This window comes from Marinobacterium sp. MBR-111 (assembly GCF_040547585.1).
GTDB lineage: Bacteria > Pseudomonadota > Gammaproteobacteria > Pseudomonadales > Balneatricaceae > Marinobacterium > Marinobacterium iners.
The window spans coordinates 18,022-42,064 of the sequence record NZ_JBEPQA010000012.1; the positions used below are offsets into that span (position 1 = coordinate 18,022).

The following is a 24,043-nucleotide window of genomic DNA, read 5'->3' on the forward strand; positions in this document are numbered from 1 at the left end:
TCATATAGCAATAGGGAGGATTGTCACGGGTAACCGCATCACCAGCCATGCTAATCTCAAATAATGTGTAAGTTTTTCAACTACTGCACGACTAAAGACCCTAATCGTACGTTGCTTCACTGAACCGGTATCGCCATGTCAGACGAAAATGCCCCGCAGGGGCTGCAGGATCCCGAATTCCTCGCAGAGTTGCGCCTTCAGATGCTGAAATTTGCCACTCTGCAATTGAAGGACGCGGTATTGGCTGAGGATGCGGTGCAGGAAGCCATGCTCGGCGCACTCAAGAACGGTTCGGCCTTCAAGCGTCAGGCCGCCCTCAAAACCTGGGTGTTTGCCGTTCTCAAGCACAAAGTTGTTGATCTGCTGCGGCAGCAACAGCGTTATGTCAGTCAGGACAGGGATACCGATACAAACGATGAGGGCTGGATGGATAGCCTGTTCAACGGTCGCGGGCACTGGCATCGCACCCAGCGGCCGGTTAAATGGCAGCAGCCTGACCTGGACATTGAGAGAAGCCACTTCTGGCGGGTATTCGACATCTGCCTGAACGCCTTGCCCGAGCACTATGCCCGTTTTTTCATGATGCGCGAATTTCTTGAACTGTCCACGACCGAAATCTGTCACACCGAGTCAATCAGCGAAAACAACCTGAACGTAACGCTCTATCGGGCGCGCATGAAGCTGCGTCAATGTCTCGATAACGGCTGGTTTCAGAAAGGAGACACACCATGATGAACTGCAGACAGGCCACTGCACTGCTGTCACAGGCGCTGGATCGAGAGCTGACCCTTGCAGAACGTGCCGAGCTGAAAGTCCACCTGATGATGTGTTCCGGTTGCCGCAATTTTGGACAACAGATGCATGAACTGCGCGACATCACTCGGCTGTACGCAAAGGGCAGCTCCACTGAAAAAAACTGTGATGACGAGCTGTAATATTCCAGCCCGAGCCGCGACTAATATCAAAACACACCTTTTCAAGGGGGCTGACACATGCTGTCGACCATAGAACTGCTGGAAGTGACCGACTTTCCCACGATACGCCGCGACAGAACACAGACCCTGCAGGTCAATTTGGGCTATCGCTGTAACCAGACCTGTGTGCATTGCCACGTCAATGCCGGCCCCAATCGTACCGAGATGATGAGCGATGCGTTGATTGACCTGATCCCTCAGGTACTGAAAACACGCAAAATCGACACTCTGGATCTGACCGGCGGCGCACCGGAAATGCACCCGCGCTTTCGCGAACTGGTACGCTCTGCGCGTGCGCTGGGCGTGAAGGTGATCGACCGCTGCAACCTGACCATTCTGTTTGAAGAAGATCAGACCGGCCTGGCCGAGCTTCTCGCCGAACAGCAGGTGGAGATCGTGGCCTCCCTGCCCTGTTACTCGGTTGAAAACGTGGACAGGCAACGCGGCAAGGGAGTGTTTGACCTAAGCATTGCCGGGCTGCAGAAACTGAACGCTCTTGGTTATGGCCAGCCGGGTTCCGGTCTGGTGCTCAACCTGGTCTACAACCCGCAGGGCCCTTCGCTGCCGCCGCCGCAGCAGGCACTGGAGGCCGACTACACACGTGAGCTGGCCGAACACTTCGGTATTGTCTTCAATCAGCTGTTTACCATCACCAACATGCCGATCAAGCGGTTTGGCTCCATGCTGCTGTCCAAGGGTCAGTTTGAGCCCTACATGCAACTGCTGAAAGACAATTTCAGCCAGACCAATCTGGATAACCTGATGTGCCGCAGCACCCTGAGCGTGGACTGGCAGGGCCGATTCTATGACTGCGACTTCAACCAACAGCTGGAAATGCCCGTACCGGGCAAGCGACACAGCCTTGAGGATCTGCTCGACACTGACCTGACCGACAACCCGATCTGTACCGGCGATCACTGCTATGGTTGCACGGCGGGTCAGGGCAGCAGCTGTGGTGGCGCCATTGGAGACAAGGGATGAAAAAACTGCTGATACTGGCCATCCTTGCAGCCGTTGCCGGTGCTTTCTTTATGCTGGATCTGCACCACTGGCTGACACTGGAAGGGCTTAAGTCGGGCCTGGGTCAGTTCGAGCAGTGGCGCAGTCAGTTTCCACTGATTACGGCTGGTGCCTTTTTTACCCTGTATGTGGTGGTTACAGCATTGTCGCTGCCCGGTGCGGCTGTGATGACTGTTGCCGCAGGTGCCCTGTTCGGTTTGCTGCAGGGCACAGTACTAGTGTCGTTTGCATCCACCATCGGCGCCACACTGGCGTTTCTGGTGTCGCGCTATCTGCTGCGTGATTCGGTACAGCAGCGTTTCGGTTCACGACTGGCAGCCATCAATCGCGGTATTGAGCGAGACGGGGCGTTCTACCTGTTCACCCTGAGGCTGGTACCGGCATTTCCCTTTTTCCTGATCAACCTGCTGATGGGCCTCACGCCGATCAAGGCCTGGACCTTCTACTGGGTCAGCCAGATCGGCATGCTGGCCGGCACGCTGGTCTACGTGAATGCCGGCACCCAGATTGCCCAGCTTGAAAGCCTGTCCGGCATTCTCTCGCCTGATCTGCTAATCTCCTTCGCGCTGCTGGGCCTGTTCCCGCTGCTGGCGAAGAAGGTGACTGGATTGATTCAGCGCCGCCGGGTTTATGCCCGCTGGAAAAAACCGGCGCGCTTTGACCGTAACCTGATCGTGATCGGCGCGGGCGCCGGGGGGTTAGTGTCGTCCTACATCGCGGCCGCCGTGAACGCCAAAGTGACCCTGATCGAAGCCCACAAAATGGGCGGCGACTGCCTCAACTACGGCTGCGTCCCCAGCAAGGCGCTGATCAAGAGCGCCCGTGTAGCCCATCAGATGAAGCACGCCGAGCGCTATGGTCTTGAAGCGACCAACCCGAGTTTTTCCTTCCGTACCGTCATGGCACGTATCCATGAGGTGATCCGTCAGGTAGAGCCCCATGACAGCGTTGAGCGCTATACCGGGCTGGGTGTCGAAGTCCTTCAGGGGCATGCCAGCCTGATTGATCCCTGGACGGTGGAGATCCGCCTGCACGATGGGAGCCGCCAGCGTCTGACTGCCCGCAGCATCATTCTCGCCACCGGCGCCAGCCCGGTCGTGCCGCCACTGCCGGGACTGGACGAGACCGGCTATGTCACCAGCGATACCCTGTGGGACAGGTTTGCAGAACTGGATATCCCACCGAAGCGACTGATCGTGTTGGGTGGCGGCCCCATCGGCTGTGAGCTGGCACAAAGCTTTGCGCGCCTGGGCTCGAACGTGACACAGGTGCAGCGCGGCACACGCCTGCTGCCGCGTGAGGATGAGGAAGTGGCCCAGCTGGTGCAGGCCTCCATGCAGGCCGACGGCGTAAAGGTGCTGACCGGACACGCCGCCCTGCGCACCGAGTGGCGAGAAGGTCGCAAGTTCCTGATCTGTGAGCACCAGGAACAGGAGACCGCGCTGGAATTCGACGAGCTGCTGATCGCCGTCGGCCGACAGCCACGCCTCACAGGCTATGGGCTGGAGACACTGGGGATTGAAACCCGGCGCACGGTCGTCACCAACGACTATCTGGAAACCCTCTACCCCAATATCTATGCCGTCGGCGATGTGGCCGGACCCTATCAATTCACCCATACGGCGGCCCATCAAGCCTGGTACGCTGCGGTCAATGCGCTGTTCGGTCAGTTCAAGCGCTTTCGTGCCGACTACCGCGTGATTCCCTGGACCACCTTCACCGACCCTGAAGTGGCACGGGTGGGCCTGAGCGAGCAGGAGGCCATTGATCAGGGCGTCGCGTATGAGGTGACCCGTTACAATCTGGATGATCTGGATCGCGCCATTACCGAGAGCGAACGCACTGGCTTCGTCAAGGTGCTCACGGCACCGGGCAAGGATCGCATTCTCGGCGTCTGTATCGCGGGCAGTCATGCTGGCGAACTGCTGGCCGAGTTTGTGCTGGCGATGAAGCACGGACTGGGGCTGAACAAGGTACTGGGCACCATTCATACCTACCCCACCTGGGCCGAAGCCAACAAGTATGCCGCCGGCGAATGGAAAAAGGCACATGCCCCCGAAGCCGCCATGAAATGGCTGCAGCGCTACCATGCCTGGAGGAGAGGCTGAGATGACCACCCAGACCGATCTTGCGATCGTGGTGCCGGTCTTGAACGAGATCGAGGCACTGCCCCGGCTCTTGCAGCATTTGCGTCACTGGCAGCAGCGCGGTGCCGAGGTGCTGCTGGTCGATGGCGGCAGTCATGACCAGACACCCGAAACCGCTCGGGCACAGGGCTTCAGGGTACTGGATGCCGCACGTGGTCGCGCCACTCAAATGAACAGCGGCGCGCGCGCCTGCAAAGCGGACAACCTGCTGTTCCTGCATGCCGATACACGCCTGCCGGACGGGGCGGATCAAGCGGTACTGGCTGCGCTTGCCAATCACCCTCATGTCTGGGGTCGCTTCGATGTGCAAATTGAAGGACGTTCACGCATGTTGCCGCTGATCGCCCGCCTGATGAATCTGCGCTCCCGCCTGAGCGGCATTGCCACCGGCGATCAGGCTCTATTCATGAGCCGTGAGCTGTTCGAACGGGTCGGCGGCTTCCCCGAGCAGCCGTTGATGGAAGACATCGAGATCAGTAAACGGCTTAAGTCGATTGTTGCCCCCACCTGTTTGCGCCAGAACGTCACCACCTCCGGCCGGCGCTGGGACAGCCGTGGCAGCTGGCGCACCATCCTGCTGATGTGGCAACTGCGCTGGGCCTACTGGCGCGGCACCCCGGCACAACAACTGGCGGAGCGCTATCGATGAACGCTGCACGCATCATCATTATCGCCAAGGAACCGAGGCCCGGCCTGGCCAAAACTCGGCTGATTCCGGCACTGGGTGCTCAGGGGGCCGCCGAACTGGCCGACCGGCTATTACACCACGCGGTAACACAGGCACTGGCGGCGGATCTGGGGCCGGTGGAACTGTGTGTGACCCCGGATCGGCATGCCGACTATTGGCACCACTGGCATAACAATGACCGGATCGAACTGACCGAACAATCCGATGGTGATCTGGGCCAGCGCATGGCCACAGCCGCTCAACGGGGGCTGGCATCAGGACTGCCGGTGATGCTGATCGGCACCGACTGCCCGCAGCTGGAAGCACCAAGGCTGCAGGCCATGGCTGCCACGCTGGTGAAACAGGATGCCTGCCTCTGCCCCGTGCTGGATGGCGGCTACTCCCTGCTGGGGCTGCGCCGATTTGATGCATCCCTGTTCAGCGACATGCCATGGAGTACGGATCAGGTAACAACGCTGACCCGTGATCGCCTCAGGCAACTGGGCTGGCACTGGCATGAAAGTGAGCCGCTCTGGGATCTGGACGAGCCCGACGATCTGGTGCGACTGCAACACTATCCATCACTGTCAGGACATTCGATATGAGAAGCTGCTTGCTGTGTGCCACTGTTTTGAGCGCATCGCTGTGTACGCCAGCCCTGTCGGGGGCTGAAGTCGTCATGCTGGGTGATTTCAGCCGCTACAGCAGCCTGCCGCAGGCCCCCTGGCAGCTTGTGCGCTTCGAGGACAACATCCCCGCGACCCAATATGGCCTGCGCCAGCATCAGGGGGTTGCAGCTGTTGAAGCCCGTGCCGAAGCCGCCATGGCGCTGCTGGCGCGCCCGTTGCAGGTGGATCTGGATCAAACGCCGGTGCTCTGCTGGCGCTGGTGGGTCGACAACCCCATCGAGCAGGCTGACATGACCACCAAGGCGGGCGATGACTATGCCGCCCGTGTCTACGTCACCTTTGACCTTCCCGACAGTGCCATGAGCCTCGGCACACGCATGAAGCTGGGTCTGGCCCGTGCCGTACACGGCGACGACCTGCCGGATGCCGCCATCAACTATATCTGGGACAACCGTCATCCCATCGGCACAACGGCGGATAATGCCTATACCGACCGCGCCCGGATGCTGGTACTGCGCAGCGGCAGGGACGACACCGGCCGCTGGGTGGAAGAACGTCGCAATCTGCTGAAAGATCTGCAGCAACTCTTTGGTGCCGACTCGGCCCGCACGCTGCAACTTGCCATAGCGTCTGACAGCGACAATACCGGTGTTCAAACCGGCGCCCTGTTTGCGGATCTCCATCTGGTTACCGCCGAGGCGCCGTGCCGGTTTCCTGCCGCTGCAGCCTCACCGTCTAACTCCAACAACCTGACTGACACGAACGGGAACTGAGATGAACACTCCGCTGGCTGTTTTGATTATGATCGTGGCTGCATTCTCGCTGTATCTGTCCCGCCAAAGGACACAGGAGGGCGGCTTTTTCCATGGCCGCTCTGCCGAGGGCGATGCACCGGGGCTGATCACGCTGATATTCTCTCAGGTCACCACCTGGATCTTTGCCCGTTCGCTGCTCAATGCCGCCATTCTGGGCTTTTATTACGGCATCTGGGGCACGCTTGCCTACGCCGCCTATTACCTGTCGTTTTTTACCGGCGCCCTGATCATCGACCATCTGCGCTTTCGACAGGGGCACACGAGCATTCAGGCCTTCCTGCATGAACGCTTCGGCCACTGGGGCACCCGCTGCTACAACCTGGTGATCGGCGTGCGCCTTGTCAGCGAGGTGTTCGCCAACCTGCTGGTAATCGGCATTCTGTTCGGTGTGGCCGGTTCTCAGGCCTATACCCTGGCGGTACTGGCCGTGTCGCTCGTAACCCTGATCTATTCCATGCTCGGCGGCCTGCACGCCAGCCTGCGCACCGACCTGTTCCAGATGCTGGTATTCCTCGCGGTGCTGGGGCTGCTGCTGATTTTTGCCGTGGCCGGAGGTCACTTTTCTGTCGCCCTGCTCGATTTCAAGCCCTTTGAGATCAGTGATCCCGGCCCCATTTTGCTGTTGGTCGCCCTGCTGCAGGTGTGGAGCTACCCGATGCACGACCCGGTGATGATGGATCGTGGCTTCCTTGCCGACCGCCGCACCACCTGGCGCAGCTTCATCCATGCCGGCTGGATCAGCACCCTGTGCATTCTCGCCTTTGGTTCACTGGGCGTTATTGCCGGTGCCGGTGCTTTTAGTGGTGAAGACATGAACCAGGCGCTGACGCGATTGTTGGGTGAATGGCCCATGCTGCTGTTCAGTGCCACGCTGGTGATTTCGGCCATGTCGACCCTGGACAGCACCCTGTCCAGTTCTGCCAAACTGGTGGTGATGGACATGAAACTGGTTCCGGCACGAGTAAACAACGGCCGTATCGCCATGGTGCTGTTCATGCTGCTGGGGCTGGCGCTGGTGTTCTGGGGCAACAAGGATCTGTTCAGCGCCGTGGCGGTCAGCGGTACCGCATCCATGTATCTGGCACCGGTCATTTTCTTCAGCCTGTGGGGCAATCAGCGCGACATTCCGCTGTGGAGTTACCTGGGCAGTTTCGTTGTTGCCCTTGGGGGTGCGGTGCTCTATTTCACCGAGTCCTCGGGTTATAGCGCCCTGCTGGGCGAGGCACACAAGTACACCAAGCTGTTGTGGATCTCACTAGCCGTGCTGGTCATCGGCTGCCTGATGTTCCAGATCGGCAGCCTGGGTGCCCGCCGCCCCCGACCAGCGGACAGCCGGATGGAGGTACAGCCATGATGATCAACCCGAAGAGGGATCTGGGACTGTTGAACGGGCCTGTATTGCTGTTTGGTGGCCCCTACAGCAATCTGGCCGCCACCGAAGCGATGCAGACCGAAGCACAGCGGCTGCAGATTCCGTCCGAGCGGATCATCTGTACGGGCGATATCATCGCCTACTGCGCCGAGCCTGTGGAAACCCTTGAGCTGATCCGGCGCTGGGGCATCCATGTGGTACAGGGCAACTGCGAGCAGTCATTGGGGGCCGGCGCGCCCGACTGCGGCTGCGGATTCGACAGCGACAGCAGCTGCTCACTGCTGTCAATCGAGTGGTATCGCTACGCCAGCCAACGGGTCAGCCCGGAGCAGCAATACTGGATGGCCGAGCTGCCGGGACAACTGGATTTTCAGTTGGGCTCACTCCAATTCAGCGTGGTACATGGCAGTCCTGACAGCATCAACGAGTTCATCTTCCCGGGCACCCCGCAGGCACTGAAACAGGCACGCCTGTCAGCCACCGCTGCCGATGTGGTGGTCGGGGGGCATTGCGGCATTCCGTTTGGCGAGCGGCTTGAGCGTGGCTACTGGCTCAACGCCGGTGTGATCGGCATGCCCGCCAATGACGGGACTCGGGATGGCTGGTATCTGCTGCTGGAACCCGACAGCGATGGCGTCATGGCCCATTGGCACCGACTGCCGTATCAGGCCCAGACAAGCCGGCAACGGATGCAACAGGCGGACTTGTGTGATGCATACGCGCAGGCACTGACAAGCGGGCGCTGGCCCAGTACCGATATTCTGCCGGAGGCAGATCGACTGGAGCCAGCCACCCCGCTTAAGCCTCAGACGCTGCGCCTGAGTTACTGAGCCCAGGCCAGTGTCTTGGGTTTGCTGTCGGTTCCCACAAACAGGTGCCCCACATCGGGCACCGCGTAGCAGCGGTCACCACGTTTGGGTTGACGCCGATTGAACTCGGCGTGGCTGATACCCACCTCCCAGATCTCGTCACCGGCCCAGCCATCCGGGCGCAGCTCAACCCTCACCTCTGAGCCGATCAGGCTGACCGCTTCGATGTTGAACGGCAGGTAGGCGTGCTCGGAGGGCTGCTCGACCAGTCGCACCTCATGAGGGCGCAGGCAGAGTTGTGCCTCGCCTTGCTGTGCGGCCTGCGGCAGCCGGACCCAAGCCTCACCCTGACTCAGTCGATCGGTGTCGATCTGTCCCGAGAGCACATTCACGTGCCCCAGAAAATCGAACACGAAGCGGCTTTCCGGTCGAGCATAGAGTTCTGTGGGGGTATTGACCTGCTCCACCCTGCCATGGCTCATCACCACTACCTGATCGGACAGCTCCAGCGCCTCTTCCTGATCATGGGTGACGAAAATGCTGGTAAAGTGGAATTCGTCATGCAGGCTGCGCAGCCAGCGGCGCAGATCCTTGCGCACCTTGGCATCCAGCGCACCAAAAGGCTCATCCAACAACAGAATGCGCGGCCGGGTCGCCAGTGCCCGTGCCAGAGCCACCCGCTGCTTCTGCCCACCGGACAGCTGAGCGGGATAACGATCTGCCAGCTGCGGCAGCTGAATCATCTCCAGCAGCTCCTTCACCCGCTTGCCGATCTCGGCTTTTGAAGGGCGTTCGCGGCGTGGCAGTGACTCCAGACCGAAGGCGATATTCTGCGCCACCGTCAGGTTGCGAAACAGCGCATAGTGCTGGAACACAAAGCCGATATTGCGATCACGCACGTGCAGCTTGCTCACATCCCGGTCACCGAACAGGATGCGCCCCTGATCATTGCTCTCAAGACCGGCAATAATGCGCAGCAACGTGGTCTTGCCGGAGCCGGATGGCCCCAGCAGAGCCGTGAGCTGGCCTTCGGGAATTTCCAGATTAACGTCGTGCAGCGCCTGAAAGTTGCCGAAGAACTTGTTTATCTGTTCAATTCTGATGGTCATGCGCAGGTCCTGTCACTCGGTGTTTCCACGGTTTCGCGGCTTTGGTGCCACTCAACAACCCCTTTTACTGCCAGCGTCAGCACCGCGATGCCCGCCAGCAGGGAGGCACTGGCAAAGGCCCCCACGATGTTGTAATCCTGATACAGCAGCTCCACATGCAGCGGCAAGGTATTGGTCTCGCCACGGATATTGCCGGACACGACCGACACGGCGCCGAATTCGCCCACCGCCCGTGCGTTGGTCAGTACCACCCCGTAAATCAGCGCCCATTTGATATTGGGCAACGTGATCTTGCGGAACAGCCGCCAGCCCGAAGCACCGAGCACCACTGCAGCCTCTTCCTCTTCACTGCCCTGCTGCTGCATCAGCGGGATCAGCTCACGGGCAACAAAGGGACAGGTCACGAACACGGTCACCATGACAATGCCCGGCCAGGCAAACATCAGCTGAACATCGTAGTCACTGAGCCAACTGCCCACCCAGCCGTTGTTGCCGTATAGCACCAGGTAGAGCAAACCTGCCACCACCGGGGAGACCGCAAAGGGAATATCGATCAACGTGATCAACAGCTTGCGACCCGGAAAATTGAACCGGGTCACGGCCCAGGCCAGTGCGGTACCGAATACCAGATTCAGCGGCACGGTCAGTGCCGCTACCAGCAAGGTCAGGCCGATGGCGTGCAGGGTAATACTGTCGCTCAGGTTTTCAATATAGCCAGCGACACCGGCACTGAACGCCTGGGCAAAGATCATCACCAGCGGCACCAGTAACAGCAGTACAGCCAGCGTCAGGGTCAACCCGACCAACAGCCACTTCACCCAGGGCTGATCACCAATACGGTTGTGTTGTGCACGTCTCATAGTCAATTACCGCCCCGCAAGCCGACGCAGGAAACGTGCCTGCCAGAGGTTGATGGCAAACAGCAGCACCAGCGACACCAGCAGTACCACCGATGCGATGGCACTGGCAGCGGCATAATCAAACTCCTGCAGCCGAATAAAGATCATCAAACTGGTCACTTCACTCACATAGGGCATGTTGCCTGCAATGAAGATGATGGCGCCAAACTCGCCGAGGCTACGTGTGAAAGAGAGTGCAACCCCGGTCACCAGTGCCGGCCAGATCGCCGGAAATACTACCTGACGGAACACCCGTGTATCACTTGCCCCCAGTGTGATCGCCGCCTCTTCATCTTCCGGAGCCAGGTCTTCCAGCACCGGCTGAACGGTACGCACCACAAAGGGGATACTGGTGAACGACATGGCAACCACAATGCCCAGCGGCGTAAAGGCCACATCGATTCCCAGCTGTGTCAGCCACTGGCCGTACCAGCCATTTTGCGAAAACAGCCCCGCCAGGGTGATACCGGCAACCGCTGTAGGCAGTGCAAAAGGCAGGTCCACAACGGCATCGACCAGCCGCTTGCCCGGAAACTCATACCGCACCAGCACCCAGGCCAACAACAGGCCGAACACACCATTGAACAGCGAGGCCGCCAGTGCTGTCCAGGCCGTTACCTTGTAGGACTCCACAACGCGCGGGTCCGTGATGACCGACCAGAACCGCCCCCAGCCCATGCCAGAGGTTTCCACCACCAGCCCACTGATGGGCAGCAGCAACACCAGACTGACAAAAAACAGCGAGATGCCAAGGCTCAGAGCAAAACCGGGCAGAACCCTTTTGCTTTTTTTGCCAAAAAGACGCCCCCCGGAGGGGGCGCCTGATGGTGGCTGTGCAGAAAGTTGCCGTGAAGTCACCTATCCGCTCCTAGCGACGCTGCAGTTGGTCCAGTTTGCCACCGCTGGCGAAGTGTTCATCCATCGCCTTCTGCCAGCTGCCGGTAATGGCCTGAATCGGCAGCAGCTCGACTTCAGGGAAACGATCCGCTGTTTCGGCCTTCACAACATCGTTGTGAACACGATAGTTATAGCCGGCCAACAGACGCTGAGACGCTTCGGAGTACAGTTCTTCCAGATAGGCCTTGGCCAGATCGGTTGTACCATTGCGCTCGTTGTTGCTTTCCAGCCAGGTGACCGGGAACTCGGCCAGGAAGCTGACTTTTGGTGTTACCGCCTGGTAGGCACCGTCATGACTGTCGGCCAGGTTCAGGATTTCGCTTTCAAACGTCAGCAATACATCGCCGATGCCACGTTCAATAAAGGTGGTGGTGGCACCGCGGCCGCCGGTATCAAATACTTTTACCTGTCGCAGCAGTTTGGCCAGGAACTGGTCGATTTTTTCCTGATCATCGCCGAACACCTTCTGGGCATAGCCCAGTGCGGCCAGATAGGTGTAACGGCCATTGCCCGAGGTTTTCGGGTTGGGCATCACCAGGGCCACATCGTCACGAATCAGGTCATCCCAGTTCTGAATGTTTTTCGGATTACCTTCGCGTACCAGAAACGCCATGGTGGAGTAATAGGGAGAGCTGGCATTGGGCAGACGCTCGGCCCAGTCGGCCGGAATCAGATTACCGCGTTCATGCAGAATATCGATATCGGTGACCTGATTGAAGGTCACCACATCGGCACGCAGCCCCTGCAGAATGGCCTGCGCCTGCTTAGAAGAGCCAGCGTGTGACTGCTTGATTGAAACAGTCTCACCGGTTTTTTCCTGCCAGTGTGCTTTGAAGTGCTCGTTGTAGTCAGCGAACAGCTCACGGGCAATGTCGTATGATGTGTTGAGCAGTTCACGCTCTTCAGCCAGTGCCGGCTGAGACAGCAGGGCGGCACCCAGTACAGCAGCCTTGATCCAGTGTTTCATGATTCCACCTTTTGTTCGGGTCTTAAGAATGGATCCTTTATAACAAAAGGAAATCAATAAAAGAAATCTTATAATTTTATAGTTATATGCAGATTAGCTATATTAATACCGCTGAAAAGGATCGCCTGTACCTGCCACTCAGGATCTGTATAATATTGCGCTCTTTGTTCAACCCGATTCAGGATGCGCTGTGAAGATCACTCCGCCCTAACGTTCCTGTCACACGGCTCCAAGACACTTCCTGTCATGGCGAGCCCACTGCTGCCTTGTTTTGCAGGTAGCCTTCCGTTTCTGATGTTGCCGTCAGCACGCCGTGCGTGGGCCCGCGCCCCGTAAATGGCCTCGTTTTCATGCGCCTGCCGGTAACAAAACCTGACCCAACGCGCCAAAACTCAAGAGAACTGCAATGCTGCAAAAAATCAAACAGGACTGGTTTTCCAACATTCCCAAGGACCTGCTCGCGGGTATCGTGGTGGCCCTGGCCCTGATCCCGGAAGCGATCGCTTTCTCAATCATCGCGGGTGTTGACCCCAAGGTTGGCCTCTACGCCTCATTCTGTATCGCCGTGATCATCGCCTTTACCGGTGGGCGCCCGGGGATGATCTCGGCTGCCACCGGCGCCATGGCGCTGTTGATGGTGACACTGGTAAAGGATCATGGCCTTGAGTACCTGCTGGCCGCCACGCTGCTGACCGGCGTGATCCAGATTCTGGCTGGTTTCCTCAAACTGGGGGACCTGATGCGGTTTGTGTCACGCTCGGTCGTGACAGGCTTTGTGAACGCACTGGCGATTCTGATCTTTATGGCCCAGCTGCCTGAACTGACCAACGTCACCTGGCATGTCTATGCCATGACAGCAGCCGGTCTGGGTATCATCTACCTGTTCCCCTACATTCCGGTGGTCGGCAAGAATCTGCCCTCACCACTGGTGTGTATTGTTGCACTCACCGCTTTTGCCATGATTTTCGGCATTGATATCCGCACCGTGGGCGATATGGGCGAGCTGCCGGATACGCTGCCGATCTTCCTCTGGCCTGATGTGCCGCTCAACCTTGAAACCTTGATGATCATCCTGCCCTACTCGGTTGGCCTCGCTGTCGTCGGCCTGCTGGAATCCCTGATGACCGCCAACATCGTGGATGAACTGACCGACACCAGCAGCGACCGCAACCGTGAGTGCAAGGGCCAGGGCATCGCCAATATCGGCTCCGGCCTGCTCGGCGGCATGGCCGGCTGCGCCATGATCGGCCAGTCAATCATCAACGTGAAATCCGGTGGTCGCGGACGCTTGTCTACCTTCACGGCCGGTGTTGTCCTGATCCTGATGGTTGTGGTGCTGGACGAGTGGCTGGTTCAGATCCCGATGGCCGCATTGGTTGCAGTGATGATCATGGTCTCCATCGGCACCTTCTCCTGGGCCTCACTGCGTGACCTGAAGAAGCACCCCATGTCGACCAACATCGTGATGATTGCCACCGTTGGTGTTGTGGTGGCCACCCATAACCTGGCGATCGGTGTATTCGTGGGCGTACTGCTGGCATCCCTGTTCTTTGCCAACAAGGTGGGGCAGTACATGGCGATCAGCTCCAGCAAGGATGATGCGACCGCCACCCGCACCTACACCGTAACCGGTCAGGTATTCTTCACCTCGGCAGAAAAGTTCATCGCCTCCTTTGATTTCAAGGAAGTGCTTGATAAGGTCGTGATAGACCTCAGCCAGGCCCACTTCTGGGATATCACCGCCGTTGGCTCACTGGACAAGGTGGTGATCAAGTTCCGCCGCGAGGGTGTGGATGTAGACGTGATCGGTCTCAACGAAGCCAGCCGCACTATCGTGGACAAACAGGCCATCCACGACAAGCCGGAAGAAGTCGAAAAGTTCATGGCCGGGCACTAAGGAGCAAAGATGAGCAAGGTTATTGCGTGTATCGATGGATCCAAAGCCGCCATTGCGGTCTGCGCAGCCGCTGCCTGGTCTCAGCAGCAACTGGACGCACCGCTTGAGCTGCTGCATGTGCTGGAAAAGAATGACTACCCGGCCGAAGGCAACATGAGCGGCAATATAGGCTTGGGGACCCGCGAGCACCTGCTTGAAGAGCTGGCCGAGCTGGACAACAAGCGCAGCAAGCTGATGCTTGAGCAGGGCCGCTTCATGTTGGGCGAAGCCCGCAAACAGGTGGAAGAAGCGGGTGTATCCAGTGAGCAGATCAGCGAACTTCAGCGCCACGACTTTCTGGTCGACACGCTGTTGGAGTTTGAACTGGATACCCGCTTGCTGGTGATGGGACGCCAGGGCGAAGCCCATGACAGCGCCAGTGATGCCGTGGGCAGCCATCTGGAGAATGTCACCCGCACCCTGCACAAGCCGATTCTGGTCGCACTTGACGGGTTCAAGGCACCTGAACGTTTTATGCTCGCCTATGACGGCAGTGTTACGGCCAACAAGGCGTTGAAAATGGTTGCCCAAAGCCCACTGTTCAAGGGCATCCCCTGTCATCTGGTGATGGCAGGCAAGCGCCTTGAGCGCCAGCGTGAACAGCTGGCCAACGCCAAAACCATGCTGGAAGGAGCCGGGTTCGAGGTTACAACCGCAGAGCTTGAGCAGGAAGAGGTGCGCACCGCCCTGATGGGGTATGTGGAAGAGCAGCAGATCGGCATGTTGGTGATGGGGGCCTGGGGCCACTCTCGCATCCGCCAGTTTCTGGTTGGCAGCATGACCCACTGGATGCTGCAAAACAGCAAGGTCCCGTTGTTGCTGTTGCGCTGATCAGACGCTGATTCGCTCAGGAGAATCTGACACTCTGAAAGTGCGGATTCTCACTGAGCGCCTCCATCTTCCTGATCCGGTCCTGTATCACCAGCATGTTTTCACCGCCCACTGCGAGCTTGATACACTCCTCACCGGCATCATTGCGCTGCGTGTCCAGTGCCCTGCCCTCAATCAGTTCACCTGATGTCAGTATCAGCCGGACATGCATCCGGAAGGTACAGGCGATTTCGATATAATCATGCTCGTCACAATTCATCTGCACTCCCGCCCCGGTTTACCGTCAACGTTCCAATGTATAGAGCAGATCGGCGCCACTGCCCAGCTCGTTGCTTTGCGCTTCAACACGCCACTTTTCACTCAGCTTGTATTTCAGGCTGAGGGTATTGACGGCATCCATCACCCCTACGCCGTAGCGCAAATAGAGCCTGGGTGACAGGTATTTGCCAATGAAAAAGGCCGACTCACCACTCGCATCGCTGTCAAAGCCAAACTCGTCCAGAGCAAAGGCCTCTCGCAGATTACCGGTAATTTTGTTGCCCTGGTTCATGCCCAGTGCCAGCGCCGCCTGCAGCATCATCTGCTGCTCACCGGCGGAACTTTCGCCCGGAGCCTTCCCCAGCAGCAGGTAGGAGAGCACGCTGCTGTCCGGCATGGCCGGCTCGCCATACAGATCCATGCGCGGCTCTCGCAGAGTGCCACTGACATTGGCCCCCACCATAACGTCATCCACCTGACGGCCGATGCGCAGGTCAAGCCCCGGATTGTCCACCGGGCCTGCCGTGTACACCAGACTGCCACGCCTGATCTGCAGGTCCTGACCATACAAACGGTATTCGCCACTTTCCACCTGGATGCTGCCTGTTGCCCGCGTGGTCTGACCCGGCGACTCTTCTATCTGCAGCGCCCCCAGCAGACGGCCCTTGAAGCCCAGCGCATCGACCCGCACATCGTCACCGAGTTCGATGCGAATGTCGGCATACACGGGTATAACGGGTTCCTTCTCGGCGACCTCGCCATCCTTGACAATAACAACGTCCGAGGATGGCTGAACGGCACTTTCACGCGACTTGGGCGTTGATATCATCGCCTGTGGCACCCCCAGAGTCCCGCCCAGCCGGATCGCTGCCGGTGACAGGCTCAGGGTCAGGTCGGGACTGATCAGGGCACGAACCTCCTGTGTGTTCATGGCGGTGAAACGCTCGCCCTTCAGGGTCAGATCACCGGTGCGCTGTTCCAGATCATACTCCCCGTCCAGTTGCAGCCCTCCGTCACCGGAACGGGCCGACCCCGAAAAACGGATCAGGCCGGGGTATTGAGCCTGCGCCAGCTGCAGCTCGATCGGCGAGATCAGCAACCCCATTGCCGGCAGTTCTACACTGCCCTCGCGATAGCTGATCTCCCCTGCCAGCTCCGGCTTTGCCAGTGTACCGGCCAGGCTCAGCTCGCCACGGACAAAACCCTTCAGGTTCTGCAGGTCCGGTACCAGCACCTGCACGTCGCTCAGATCGTCCGCACTGAGGCGCAGCTGTCCACGCAGCCGTTGTTGCTGGCTCAGGCCCGTAACATCAAGCTCCAGCGCCAGCTCTCCGGCCACCATTTCCAGCAGTGTATCGGCTCTCACCTGCAGACGATCTTCAAGCAGCGAAATACTCGCATTCAGGGGTGCCAAAGTAACCGACTGGTCCGCCTGCGCCGGGGTCAGCTCACCGGCCGTGGTTGTCAGTGTTGCCTTAAGTCTTGGCAGGCTGCCAGGCTGTTGGGTGAAGTCTGCCTGCATCGAGAGCGTCGGGGTCAGCTGCATGCCATTAAGCAGTGGCTCCAACATGCTCAGTGCCAGCTCGTCCAGCTCAGCCCTTGCCTGGGTACGGCCGGCAAAATCACCGTCTGCCTGCAGGCACAGACGCCCTCCGGCACCTTGCTCATCGAGGCAGAAACGCTCCAGGCGGTAGTCCTGCATTGAGATCATGAGACCTGCAGGTGCCACCGAGCGCCATTGACTGAATGGCTCGGGCAGCAGCTCCAGTCGATTGAGCTGCCACTGCCAGCGCTGCTGATCCGGGCTCCAGCCACCGGCGGCGTCCAGCTCCAGCCGACCCGGCGAGCCGTTGGCAGACAGGCTCAGGCGGTGCTGTTCCGGCTTGCCGTTGAGGCTCAATCTGACCTGCTCAATGGTCTGCCCGGCTGCGGCGGCATTATCCAGCTGCAGGTCTGCCTTCCAGTCGCTGCCACCGGACAGGTCCAGCGCCACGTCGCCACTCAAGCGCTCCAGGCTGGCCTGATCGGCATAGCCCAGCCCACTGGCACGAACGCGGGCGGTTACGGCAGGCTGCAGCAGTGCGCCCTTCAACTGCCCACTAAGTGACAGTTGCCCACGCGCGTCAGGCAGCAATCGCGTCAGATTGGGTACCTGCAACTCCCAACTCAAGTCCAGACGATCACTGACCGCACCCTTTGCCTGTGCCCGTGCACCGGCGTAGCGAAGATCAAACGCATCAATTTGCCACTGTCGGGTATCACCCGCCACCCTGGCGCTCAAGCTGATGGGCTGCTGTCGCAACTGTCCCTGCAATGACTGCAGATGAAGCGACAACTGTGGCAGCTGCGCCCCCAATTCAATGCGACCATTGGCCGACAGCTCCAGCTGCCCCGGCCAATCAGGGGTTGCCAGTGCCGGATTTATGCCCTCGGCGCTCAGTTGATAATCAAGCTGGACCGTTTCGCTGGCGTCCACCTGTGACTGCAGGCGCAGCACCGTATCACCCTGTTGCGCCTGCAGCTGCACCTCCAGTCGACGCTGAGCGCCATCCAGGTCCAGCACCAGATCGGCACTCAGCGGCAGTGACTCCGGCCAGTGTTCAAGCTGTACCCAACGGGTCAGATCGGTTGAGCCCTGCAACTCAAGGTGGCTCAGAAACTGCCGCGCCGGTTCGGTCCAGCCGCTCAACTGCAACTGGCTGCCGGGCTGCTCAAGTTGCAGTGAGTCGATCACCAGCAGCGGGCCTTCGCTGTGCAGTGCCAGGCTTACACCCAGCTCATCCAGCAGCAGTTGTTCTCCCTGGGTAACGCGTATCCGGCCAACATTGACGCGATCCAGCTCAAGCTGAAGCGGCAACTCCACCGCAGGCAGTTCCGGCAGCCGAAAAGTGGCTGTTTCCTGTACCGATGCCTCTTCTTCAACCGATGCCGGCAAGGCAACGTTCACGGACCCTGCACTGAGTTCATACACTTTCAGGCGTGGGTCGCGCAGCGACCAGGGGTGCCAGTGCAGTGCCAGCTGTTCTACCTCGATGTTCAGGTCATTCTGGGCAAAACGCAGATACCCAATCTGCAGCTCGGATGTCAGTGTGCCGTCAACGCCCCTGAGCTCAAGCTGGGGCAGCAGATTGGCACTCAGGTTGAGCGCAAAGCGGGTACCGGAGGGCAGAAACAGGATGGCCGCCAACATCAGCAGGATGCCCAGCAGCAGAATCAACAGTGTACCCAGACTCCAGCGTAACAGCGGTCTCACAAATCAGGCCCCAGAGTAAAGTGTATGCGCCAGCCGCTCTCATCCAGAGGCATGGCCAGATCAAGGCGCACCGGCCCCACCGGCGACTGCCAGCGAGCACCGATACCTGCACCTGTTTTCAGCTCTGTATCGGTATCGTCAAAGGCGCTGCCGGTATCGACAAACACGGCCAGGCGCCAGTTTTCACGGATCAGGTAATCGAGCTCGACACTGCCGCTGACCAGATAACGCCCGCCGATAACATCACCGTTATCCCCCACCGGACCCAGCGACTGGTAATCATAGCCTCTGACACTGTTGTCACCACCGGCGTAATAACGCATGGTTGCAGGCAGATCATCCACCGAGTCGATCAGGGTGACGCCCAGTTCGGCGCGTGTCAGCAGGCGCCAGCGATCCGACAGGGTATCCACACGCTTGCCGCGCAGATCCAGCTGCAGCAGGTCGGTATCGGACAGCAGGTTTTCCGAGGCCAGTCCGACACCAAAGCTGACCTGATGCCCCTTGGTGGTGTTAAGGCGGTTATCGGCGATGGTGCGAGTAAAGCGTGCACGTGGAATCAGCAGGGTCGAGTCCTGCTCGACGCCCTCAAACACCCAGCTCTCCTGCTCCCAGTCCAGTGACAGACGACGTTCCCAGTCCCCGATCTGCTGCAGCCAGCTGCCACCGATCGCGTAACTGCGTGCATCAATGGTGTCGGACTGCTCATCCTGAACCCTTAGATTCAGTGCAAAACGATCCGTGACCGGGTTGGCACCGGGGATTTCATAACTGGTGGTGAATTGTTGGCGAATTTCCGACAGCCGAAGACGGCTGTTCAACGAATGTCCGCGGCTGTTGACCCAGCGCCGGGTAAGGCCCAGCTGCATGCGCGCGCCGGTGTCGGTGCCGTAGCCGAAACCGGCCTGATACAAGCTGCGCTTGCGCGGCACCAATTTGACATCGACGGGCAGCTCGGCATTTTCCAGCTCTGCCAGCTGAGGACGAACCTCGACATCGGCAAAGTAATCACTGTCGATCAGGTTGCGCTGCAGCTCGATCAGGTGGGCAGTATTGACCGGATCGCCCGTTTCAAAGCCAAGGTAGCGCCGCAGCAGCGTTTCTGAAACCGGCGCGTTGTCAAAACGGATCTCACCAATGCGTGCACGTACACCGGTATCATAGATTACGGTGATATCGGCCTGATTCTGCTCCGGGTCCACCCGAATCTCGCTGCGCCGGAATTGAGCTTCATAATAGCCACGCTCGGCAGCCTGTGACTGCAGACTGCTTTTCAGATCGGAATACTGTGCATGCAACAGGGGGGCACCGACCTTCAGCTCGGTTTGACCCAACACCGCCTGCAGCACGGAGTCCTCCGTCCCCTCACCCTCAAGTTCGATCTGCGTGCTGCGGATGTGGGTACGGGGGCCGGGGTCAACGCGGTAGTGAGCCGCCCATTGCTCGCTTGGGCCCTCAAGGTCGATTTCGAGCTGGAGCAACGGATTGTAGTAGCCGAAGGGCTGCAGGGCACGGCGAATTTCGTCCGGCGCCTGACGGTGCAGATAGCGCAGACGGCTGGCTGTCGGCAGGGGCGTACGGGCCATGGCATCGTCCAGACTCAACATTGCACGCACATTGTCAGCCAGCTCGCTTTCGACCCCGCTGAGTTCGAACCGGGCCGCCAATACGTGACCGGCAAGTCCGGCCAACAGCAGCACCGACAGGATTCGAAAACACGGACGATAAAACAGTGACACTCAGACAGCTCCTTTGATCGAGTCTGCTCCCATTCTAACCTGTTGCCGCAACGAAAATCTTCCTTTGCAATGCGTCACTGCCCTACCTCTGTGATCCGGCTGTCTGATGTAAGGATTTTAAAATGTAACCTGATGTTTTTGCGATAGTTCAATTTCTTGTCATACTGATTCTGGACTGACCCGGTTCACTTTTATCCGCGTATCGGGCAGTCTGCTTACACGTCGCTGAAAAGGAGTCATCCATGACGACCGCAAAACGTGAATGGAGTTCGACCATTCTGGTCCCGGTGTTTCTGCCGGCCGTTATCGTCATCACACTAATGGTGATCGGCACGGTCAGCAACCCTGAACTGGCCGGTGAGGTATTCGCCGATACCCTTGCTTATGTCACCACCAGCTTCGGCTGGTTCTACATGCTCGCCGTAGCATTGTTTCTGATTTTCATCGTCAGCGTGGCGTTCAGCAGCTGGGGCAACACCAAGCTCGGGCCCGACCATGCCGAACCGGAGTATGACTTCAAGTCCTGGTTCGCCATGCTGTTTTCGGCCGGTTACGGTATCGCGCTGCTGTTCTTCGGCGTGGCCGAGCCGGTGCTACACTATGCATCACCACCGGCGGGTGCGCCGGAGACCATTGATGCCGCCAAGCAGGCGATGCAGATCGCCTATTTCCACTGGGGCTTCCATATCTGGGCCATTTACGGTCTGGTCGGTCTGTCGCTGGCCTATTTTGCCTTCCGCCACGGCCTGCCGCTGGCGATGCGCTCAACCCTTTACCCCCTGATTGGTGACCGTATCCACGGCTGGATGGGACACACGGTCGATACCTTTGCCATCCTTGGCACCCTGTTTGGTATTGCTACCACACTGGGCTTGTCGGTGGCGCAGATCAACGCCGGGGTAAACTATCTGTTCCCGTCGATACCGGTGAACACCACCTTCCAGATCATCGCCATTGCCGCCATCACCGGCCTTGCGATCATCTCTGTGGTGGCCGGTATGGACAAGGGGGTAAAGCGCCTGTCGATGATCAATATCGCGCTGGCGATCGCTCTGATGGTGTTCGTGTTTGTGGTTGGCCCGACCATCTTCATTCTGGAAACCTTCGTTGAAAACACCGGCAGCTACCTGAGCAATATTGTCGAGCGTACCTTCAGCCTGCAGGCCTACACTGCCAGCGACTGGATCGGTAACTGGACCCTGTTCATCTTTGGCTGGACCATCGCCTGGGCACCCTTTGTCGGCCTGTTTATCGCCAAGATCAGCCGTGGCCGCACCATACGCCAGTTTGTCGTGGGCGTGATGCTGGTACCGACCATTTTCACCTTTCTCTGGTTCTCGGTGTTCGGTGATACCGCGCTGCACCTGATCATGGTGGAAGGCTATACCCAGCTGATTCAGGAGGTGCAGGATGACCACGCCATCGCGCTGTTCAAACTGTTTGAGCGTCTGCCGCTGACATCGATCGTCTCGTTTGTCACCGTTATTCTGATCATCACCTTCTTTGTCACCTCATCCGACTCCGGCTCGCTGGTAATCGACTCTCTGGCTTCCGGTGGTGCCTTGCACACTCCCGCCTGGCAGCGGGTGTTCTGGGCGACCACCGAGGGTGTTGTGGCATCGGTGCTGTTGCTGGCCGGTGGCTTGGGTGCACTGCAGACCGCGTCCATCGTCAGCGCCCTGCCCTTTGCCATCATCATGCTGATCGCCATGGTGGGGATGTGGCGTGCGCTGGTGATCGAGCAGCACCACGAGGCCAGTCTGCAGAGTCATATGCAGAGCCATCGCCAGAGTGGCAACGGCAAGCAGGGCCCCGGCTTCTGGAAGAAACGTCTGGCATCGCTGGTGGACTTCCCGAGCAAGGAAGATGTGGAAAAATTCATCCGTACCAAGGCGTACACCAGCATGGAGCGGGTAAAGCTTGAGCTGGAAGAGAAAGGCTGGCCTGCCGAGGTCACTTTCGATGAGCACAACTGGCGTGCCCATATCGATGTGATCAAGCCGGGCGAACTGGAGTTCATCTATGAAATCCGCCTGCGCGGCTACGCCATGCCGACCTTCGCCTACCCGGAGATGGACCGCGACCCGGACGGCGATGAACACTACTACCGTGCCGAGGTGTTCCTGCGCCGTGGTGGTCAGGCCTATGACGTGTATGGCTACGATCAGCAGGACATCATCAGCGATATTCTTGACCAGTTCGAGAAGTACCTGCACTTCCTGCATGTATCGCCGGGCATCCTGCCCTGGCAGATGGAAGAACACGATGATGACCTGAGCAAGCCCGATGACGCCGAGGAAGAGCATGAGCATCCTGAAATTGATGCCGGTCTTGAAGCGTTTGAGGAGGAACTCAAGGAGCACAAGCCAAAGGAGTAAGGTTGTCGCCCTGAACCCTGACGCCCCGCTGATGCGGGGCGTTTTCGTTTTGATTAAGCTGTTGCTCGGTGCTTAACTGTCAGACAGTTGAACCACCCCATCAATCTTGATGACCTCGTCCATATCGTCAGGAGCAACACCTGCCGCATTCATCCGATCAAGGATGTAGGCAAGCATGTCATTTACCGCCTCCCCAAACACATCCGGGGCCTGCGACTTCAATGCCAACAGAGCCTTGATCAAGCGGCACTGCACTTCAACCAGTGCCGCCCCATCTCTGGCGATGGGCCTGAAGGCATCGGTCACCAGATCATTCACGGATACAACAGGCACATGGATATCCGGAAAACCGGGTTCAGGTTCGTTTCTCTCAGACCAGAGAGAGAGTACTCTGAGCAGGCGTCCAACAACGTCAATCGCGGTACCCGGATCATTGACTGCCGGCGAGAGGGAGCGGCTGGCTATTTCAGCCATGACGATCAAGCCGAATCGAGGGTCATCCTCAAAGGTACGCACCGCACCCACGACGACCGCGCTGCAGGCCTCTGAAACGGCCTCGCTGACCAGCTGAGTGCCCGTGACGACCATGAGCGGCTTGCCGGGATAGACAAAATGACCGGGCAGTTGGCACAGGTAAATTTTTGTACCCGCATTATCTGCAATACTCTGCAGTGCTGGCATATCAATGTGCTGTACATAGCCTGCCTCAGTAGCACAGACCTGTTGCCCCTGTGGCAGAGCGTTGAGAAAGGGCCTTCCTCCCAGGTATGGGTTATCAATGCGCGCCGCAAGAGACTTGGTGGCCGCCTTTTCCACCCGCCCAAGAGTGTCCCCCATTCTCCCAAAACTCATCAGGTGATTTGTCCAACGAATCAGTGCAACAATTACCCATACGATGACCGCAATGGTAAACGCAAACAGTACAGCTCGGCTTGATTCGTCATACAAACCCGCACTCAGGGCGATCAGACCAAGCAGGCTAAACAAAAACGATCCTATGAATGTGGCCAATACGTTCTGGGTCGTGTTGTCTTCCTGTAACAGTGCCGTGGCACGAGGCGTCGCTGAACTTGCCGCTGAAGCGAACGCTGAAACTGCGATGGATAATGAGAAGGTCGTTACAGCCAACATGGAGGAGGCTAAAATGGTCAAAAGATCTTCAACGACAGCCGCGCCGGAGCGCTGAGTCAATTCAACAGGTAGCCGGCCCGAGAACACACGCGCTATCACAAGTGAAACAATGGCCAGCAGCGCGAAGCCTGCAACTCGTACCCAGATTTTTTTCAAGGCGTTTTGCAGCAGCCAAAGATAACGTCCCTTGCTTTGCATGTCCGCAACCTCTC

Annotated in this window: 20 protein-coding genes; 12 read left to right on the forward strand and 8 right to left on the reverse strand. The window is 58.7% G+C overall.

Going from position 1 to position 24,043, the window contains the following annotated elements; genetic code table 11:
* Positions 1 to 135: 135 nt before the first annotated feature.
* Genes ABIE61_RS10045 through ABIE61_RS10085 form a run of 9 tightly spaced genes read left to right on the forward strand, consistent with a single transcriptional unit; the run spans position 136 to position 8,454 of the window.
* Positions 136 to 732 (forward strand): sigma-70 family RNA polymerase sigma factor, encoded by a 597-nt coding sequence (locus ABIE61_RS10045; protein WP_091827109.1) that lies wholly within the window; start codon positions 136 to 138, stop codon positions 730 to 732.
* Positions 729 to 935, forward strand: a complete 207-nt coding sequence (locus ABIE61_RS10050) for a zf-HC2 domain-containing protein (RefSeq protein ID WP_175527667.1) — start codon at positions 729 to 731, stop codon at positions 933 to 935. Before ABIE61_RS10045 ends, ABIE61_RS10050 begins: the two co-directional genes overlap by 4 nt.
* 57 nt (positions 936 to 992) lie before the next feature.
* Positions 993 to 1,955: an arsenosugar biosynthesis radical SAM (seleno)protein ArsS gene (arsS, locus tag ABIE61_RS10055; RefSeq protein WP_354409054.1), complete on the forward strand. Its 963-nt coding sequence runs from the start codon at positions 993 to 995 to the stop codon at positions 1,953 to 1,955.
* The gene (locus ABIE61_RS10060; RefSeq protein ID WP_354409056.1) at positions 1,952 to 4,102 is read left to right on the forward strand and encodes a dihydrolipoyl dehydrogenase family protein; all 2,151 of its coding nucleotides are present in this window, start codon (positions 1,952 to 1,954) and stop codon (positions 4,100 to 4,102) included. Before arsS ends, ABIE61_RS10060 begins: the two co-directional genes overlap by 4 nt.
* Before the next feature lies 1 nt (position 4,103).
* Complete coding sequence (locus ABIE61_RS10065) at positions 4,104 to 4,790, forward strand: TIGR04283 family arsenosugar biosynthesis glycosyltransferase (RefSeq protein ID WP_354409058.1); 687 nt, start codon at positions 4,104 to 4,106, stop codon at positions 4,788 to 4,790.
* A complete protein-coding gene (locus ABIE61_RS10070; RefSeq protein ID WP_354409061.1) occupies positions 4,787 to 5,413 on the forward strand; it encodes a TIGR04282 family arsenosugar biosynthesis glycosyltransferase in 627 nt (208 codons plus the stop codon). Before ABIE61_RS10065 ends, ABIE61_RS10070 begins: the two co-directional genes overlap by 4 nt.
* Entirely contained in the window at positions 5,410 to 6,210 is an 801-nt protein-coding gene (locus ABIE61_RS10075) for a DUF3047 domain-containing protein (RefSeq protein WP_354409064.1), read from the forward strand. The genes ABIE61_RS10070 and ABIE61_RS10075 overlap by 4 nt, the downstream gene beginning before the upstream one ends.
* Before the next feature lies 1 nt (position 6,211).
* Positions 6,212 to 7,606 carry a sodium:solute symporter family transporter gene (locus tag ABIE61_RS10080; RefSeq protein WP_354409067.1) on the forward strand — a complete coding sequence of 465 codons (1,395 nt, stop codon included), beginning with the start codon at positions 6,212 to 6,214 and terminating at the stop codon, positions 7,604 to 7,606.
* The gene (locus tag ABIE61_RS10085; protein ID WP_354409070.1) at positions 7,603 to 8,454 is read left to right on the forward strand and encodes a metallophosphoesterase family protein; all 852 of its coding nucleotides are present in this window, start codon (positions 7,603 to 7,605) and stop codon (positions 8,452 to 8,454) included. The genes ABIE61_RS10080 and ABIE61_RS10085 overlap by 4 nt, the downstream gene beginning before the upstream one ends.
* On the opposite strand, the gene ABIE61_RS10090 is transcribed toward ABIE61_RS10085, so the two are convergent.
* The 4 genes from ABIE61_RS10090 to cysP are packed head-to-tail and all read right to left on the reverse strand — an operon-like array spanning position 8,448 to position 12,305.
* Positions 8,448 to 9,542: a sulfate/molybdate ABC transporter ATP-binding protein gene (locus ABIE61_RS10090; protein WP_354409073.1), complete on the reverse strand. Its 1,095-nt coding sequence runs from the start codon at positions 9,540 to 9,542 to the stop codon at positions 8,448 to 8,450. The two genes, ABIE61_RS10085 and ABIE61_RS10090, sit on opposite strands and share 7 nt — an antisense overlap.
* A complete protein-coding gene (gene cysW, locus ABIE61_RS10095; RefSeq protein ID WP_354409076.1) occupies positions 9,539 to 10,402 on the reverse strand; it encodes a sulfate ABC transporter permease subunit CysW in 864 nt (287 codons plus the stop codon). Before cysW ends, ABIE61_RS10090 begins: the two co-directional genes overlap by 4 nt.
* 6 nt (positions 10,403 to 10,408) lie before the next feature.
* Positions 10,409 to 11,299, reverse strand: a complete 891-nt coding sequence (gene cysT, locus ABIE61_RS10100) for a sulfate/thiosulfate ABC transporter permease CysT (protein ID WP_354409079.1) — start codon at positions 11,297 to 11,299, stop codon at positions 10,409 to 10,411.
* Between the two features lie 10 nt (positions 11,300 to 11,309).
* A complete protein-coding gene (gene cysP / locus ABIE61_RS10105) occupies positions 11,310 to 12,305 on the reverse strand; it encodes a thiosulfate ABC transporter substrate-binding protein CysP (RefSeq protein WP_354409082.1) in 996 nt (331 codons plus the stop codon).
* A gap of 406 nt (positions 12,306 to 12,711) precedes the next feature.
* Here cysP and ABIE61_RS10110 point away from each other — a divergent pair, with 406 nt between their 5' ends.
* Together ABIE61_RS10110 and ABIE61_RS10115 are read left to right on the forward strand one after the other, a co-directional pair.
* Positions 12,712 to 14,202, forward strand: a complete 1,491-nt coding sequence (locus ABIE61_RS10110; protein WP_354409085.1) for a SulP family inorganic anion transporter — start codon at positions 12,712 to 12,714, stop codon at positions 14,200 to 14,202.
* Between the two features lie 9 nt (positions 14,203 to 14,211).
* A complete protein-coding gene (locus tag ABIE61_RS10115; protein ID WP_354409088.1) occupies positions 14,212 to 15,072 on the forward strand; it encodes a universal stress protein in 861 nt (286 codons plus the stop codon).
* A 16-nt stretch (positions 15,073 to 15,088) separates the two neighbouring features.
* On the opposite strand, the gene ABIE61_RS10120 is transcribed toward ABIE61_RS10115, so the two are convergent.
* From ABIE61_RS10120 to ABIE61_RS10130, 3 genes are read right to left on the reverse strand one after another with little or no spacing between them, the layout of a single operon-like run.
* Positions 15,089 to 15,331 carry a Rho-binding antiterminator gene (locus ABIE61_RS10120; protein ID WP_354409091.1) on the reverse strand — a complete coding sequence of 81 codons (243 nt, stop codon included), beginning with the start codon at positions 15,329 to 15,331 and terminating at the stop codon, positions 15,089 to 15,091.
* Between the two features lie 24 nt (positions 15,332 to 15,355).
* The gene (locus ABIE61_RS10125; RefSeq protein ID WP_354409094.1) at positions 15,356 to 18,583 is read right to left on the reverse strand and encodes a translocation/assembly module TamB domain-containing protein; all 3,228 of its coding nucleotides are present in this window, start codon (positions 18,581 to 18,583) and stop codon (positions 15,356 to 15,358) included.
* On the reverse strand, positions 18,580 to 20,322 hold the full coding sequence (locus ABIE61_RS10130; RefSeq protein WP_354409096.1) for an autotransporter assembly complex protein TamA: 1,743 nt from the start codon (positions 20,320 to 20,322) through the stop codon (positions 18,580 to 18,582). Before ABIE61_RS10130 ends, ABIE61_RS10125 begins: the two co-directional genes overlap by 4 nt.
* A 242-nt stretch (positions 20,323 to 20,564) precedes the next feature.
* Here ABIE61_RS10130 and ABIE61_RS10135 point away from each other — a divergent pair, with 242 nt between their 5' ends.
* Positions 20,565 to 22,700 carry a BCCT family transporter gene (locus ABIE61_RS10135; protein ID WP_354409099.1) on the forward strand — a complete coding sequence of 712 codons (2,136 nt, stop codon included), beginning with the start codon at positions 20,565 to 20,567 and terminating at the stop codon, positions 22,698 to 22,700.
* A 72-nt stretch (positions 22,701 to 22,772) separates the two neighbouring features.
* Here ABIE61_RS10135 and ABIE61_RS10140 read toward each other — a convergent pair whose 3' ends face one another.
* Positions 22,773 to 24,029 carry a DUF2254 domain-containing protein gene (locus ABIE61_RS10140; RefSeq protein ID WP_354409102.1) on the reverse strand — a complete coding sequence of 419 codons (1,257 nt, stop codon included), beginning with the start codon at positions 24,027 to 24,029 and terminating at the stop codon, positions 22,773 to 22,775.
* Positions 24,030 to 24,043: the final 14 nt, after the last annotated feature.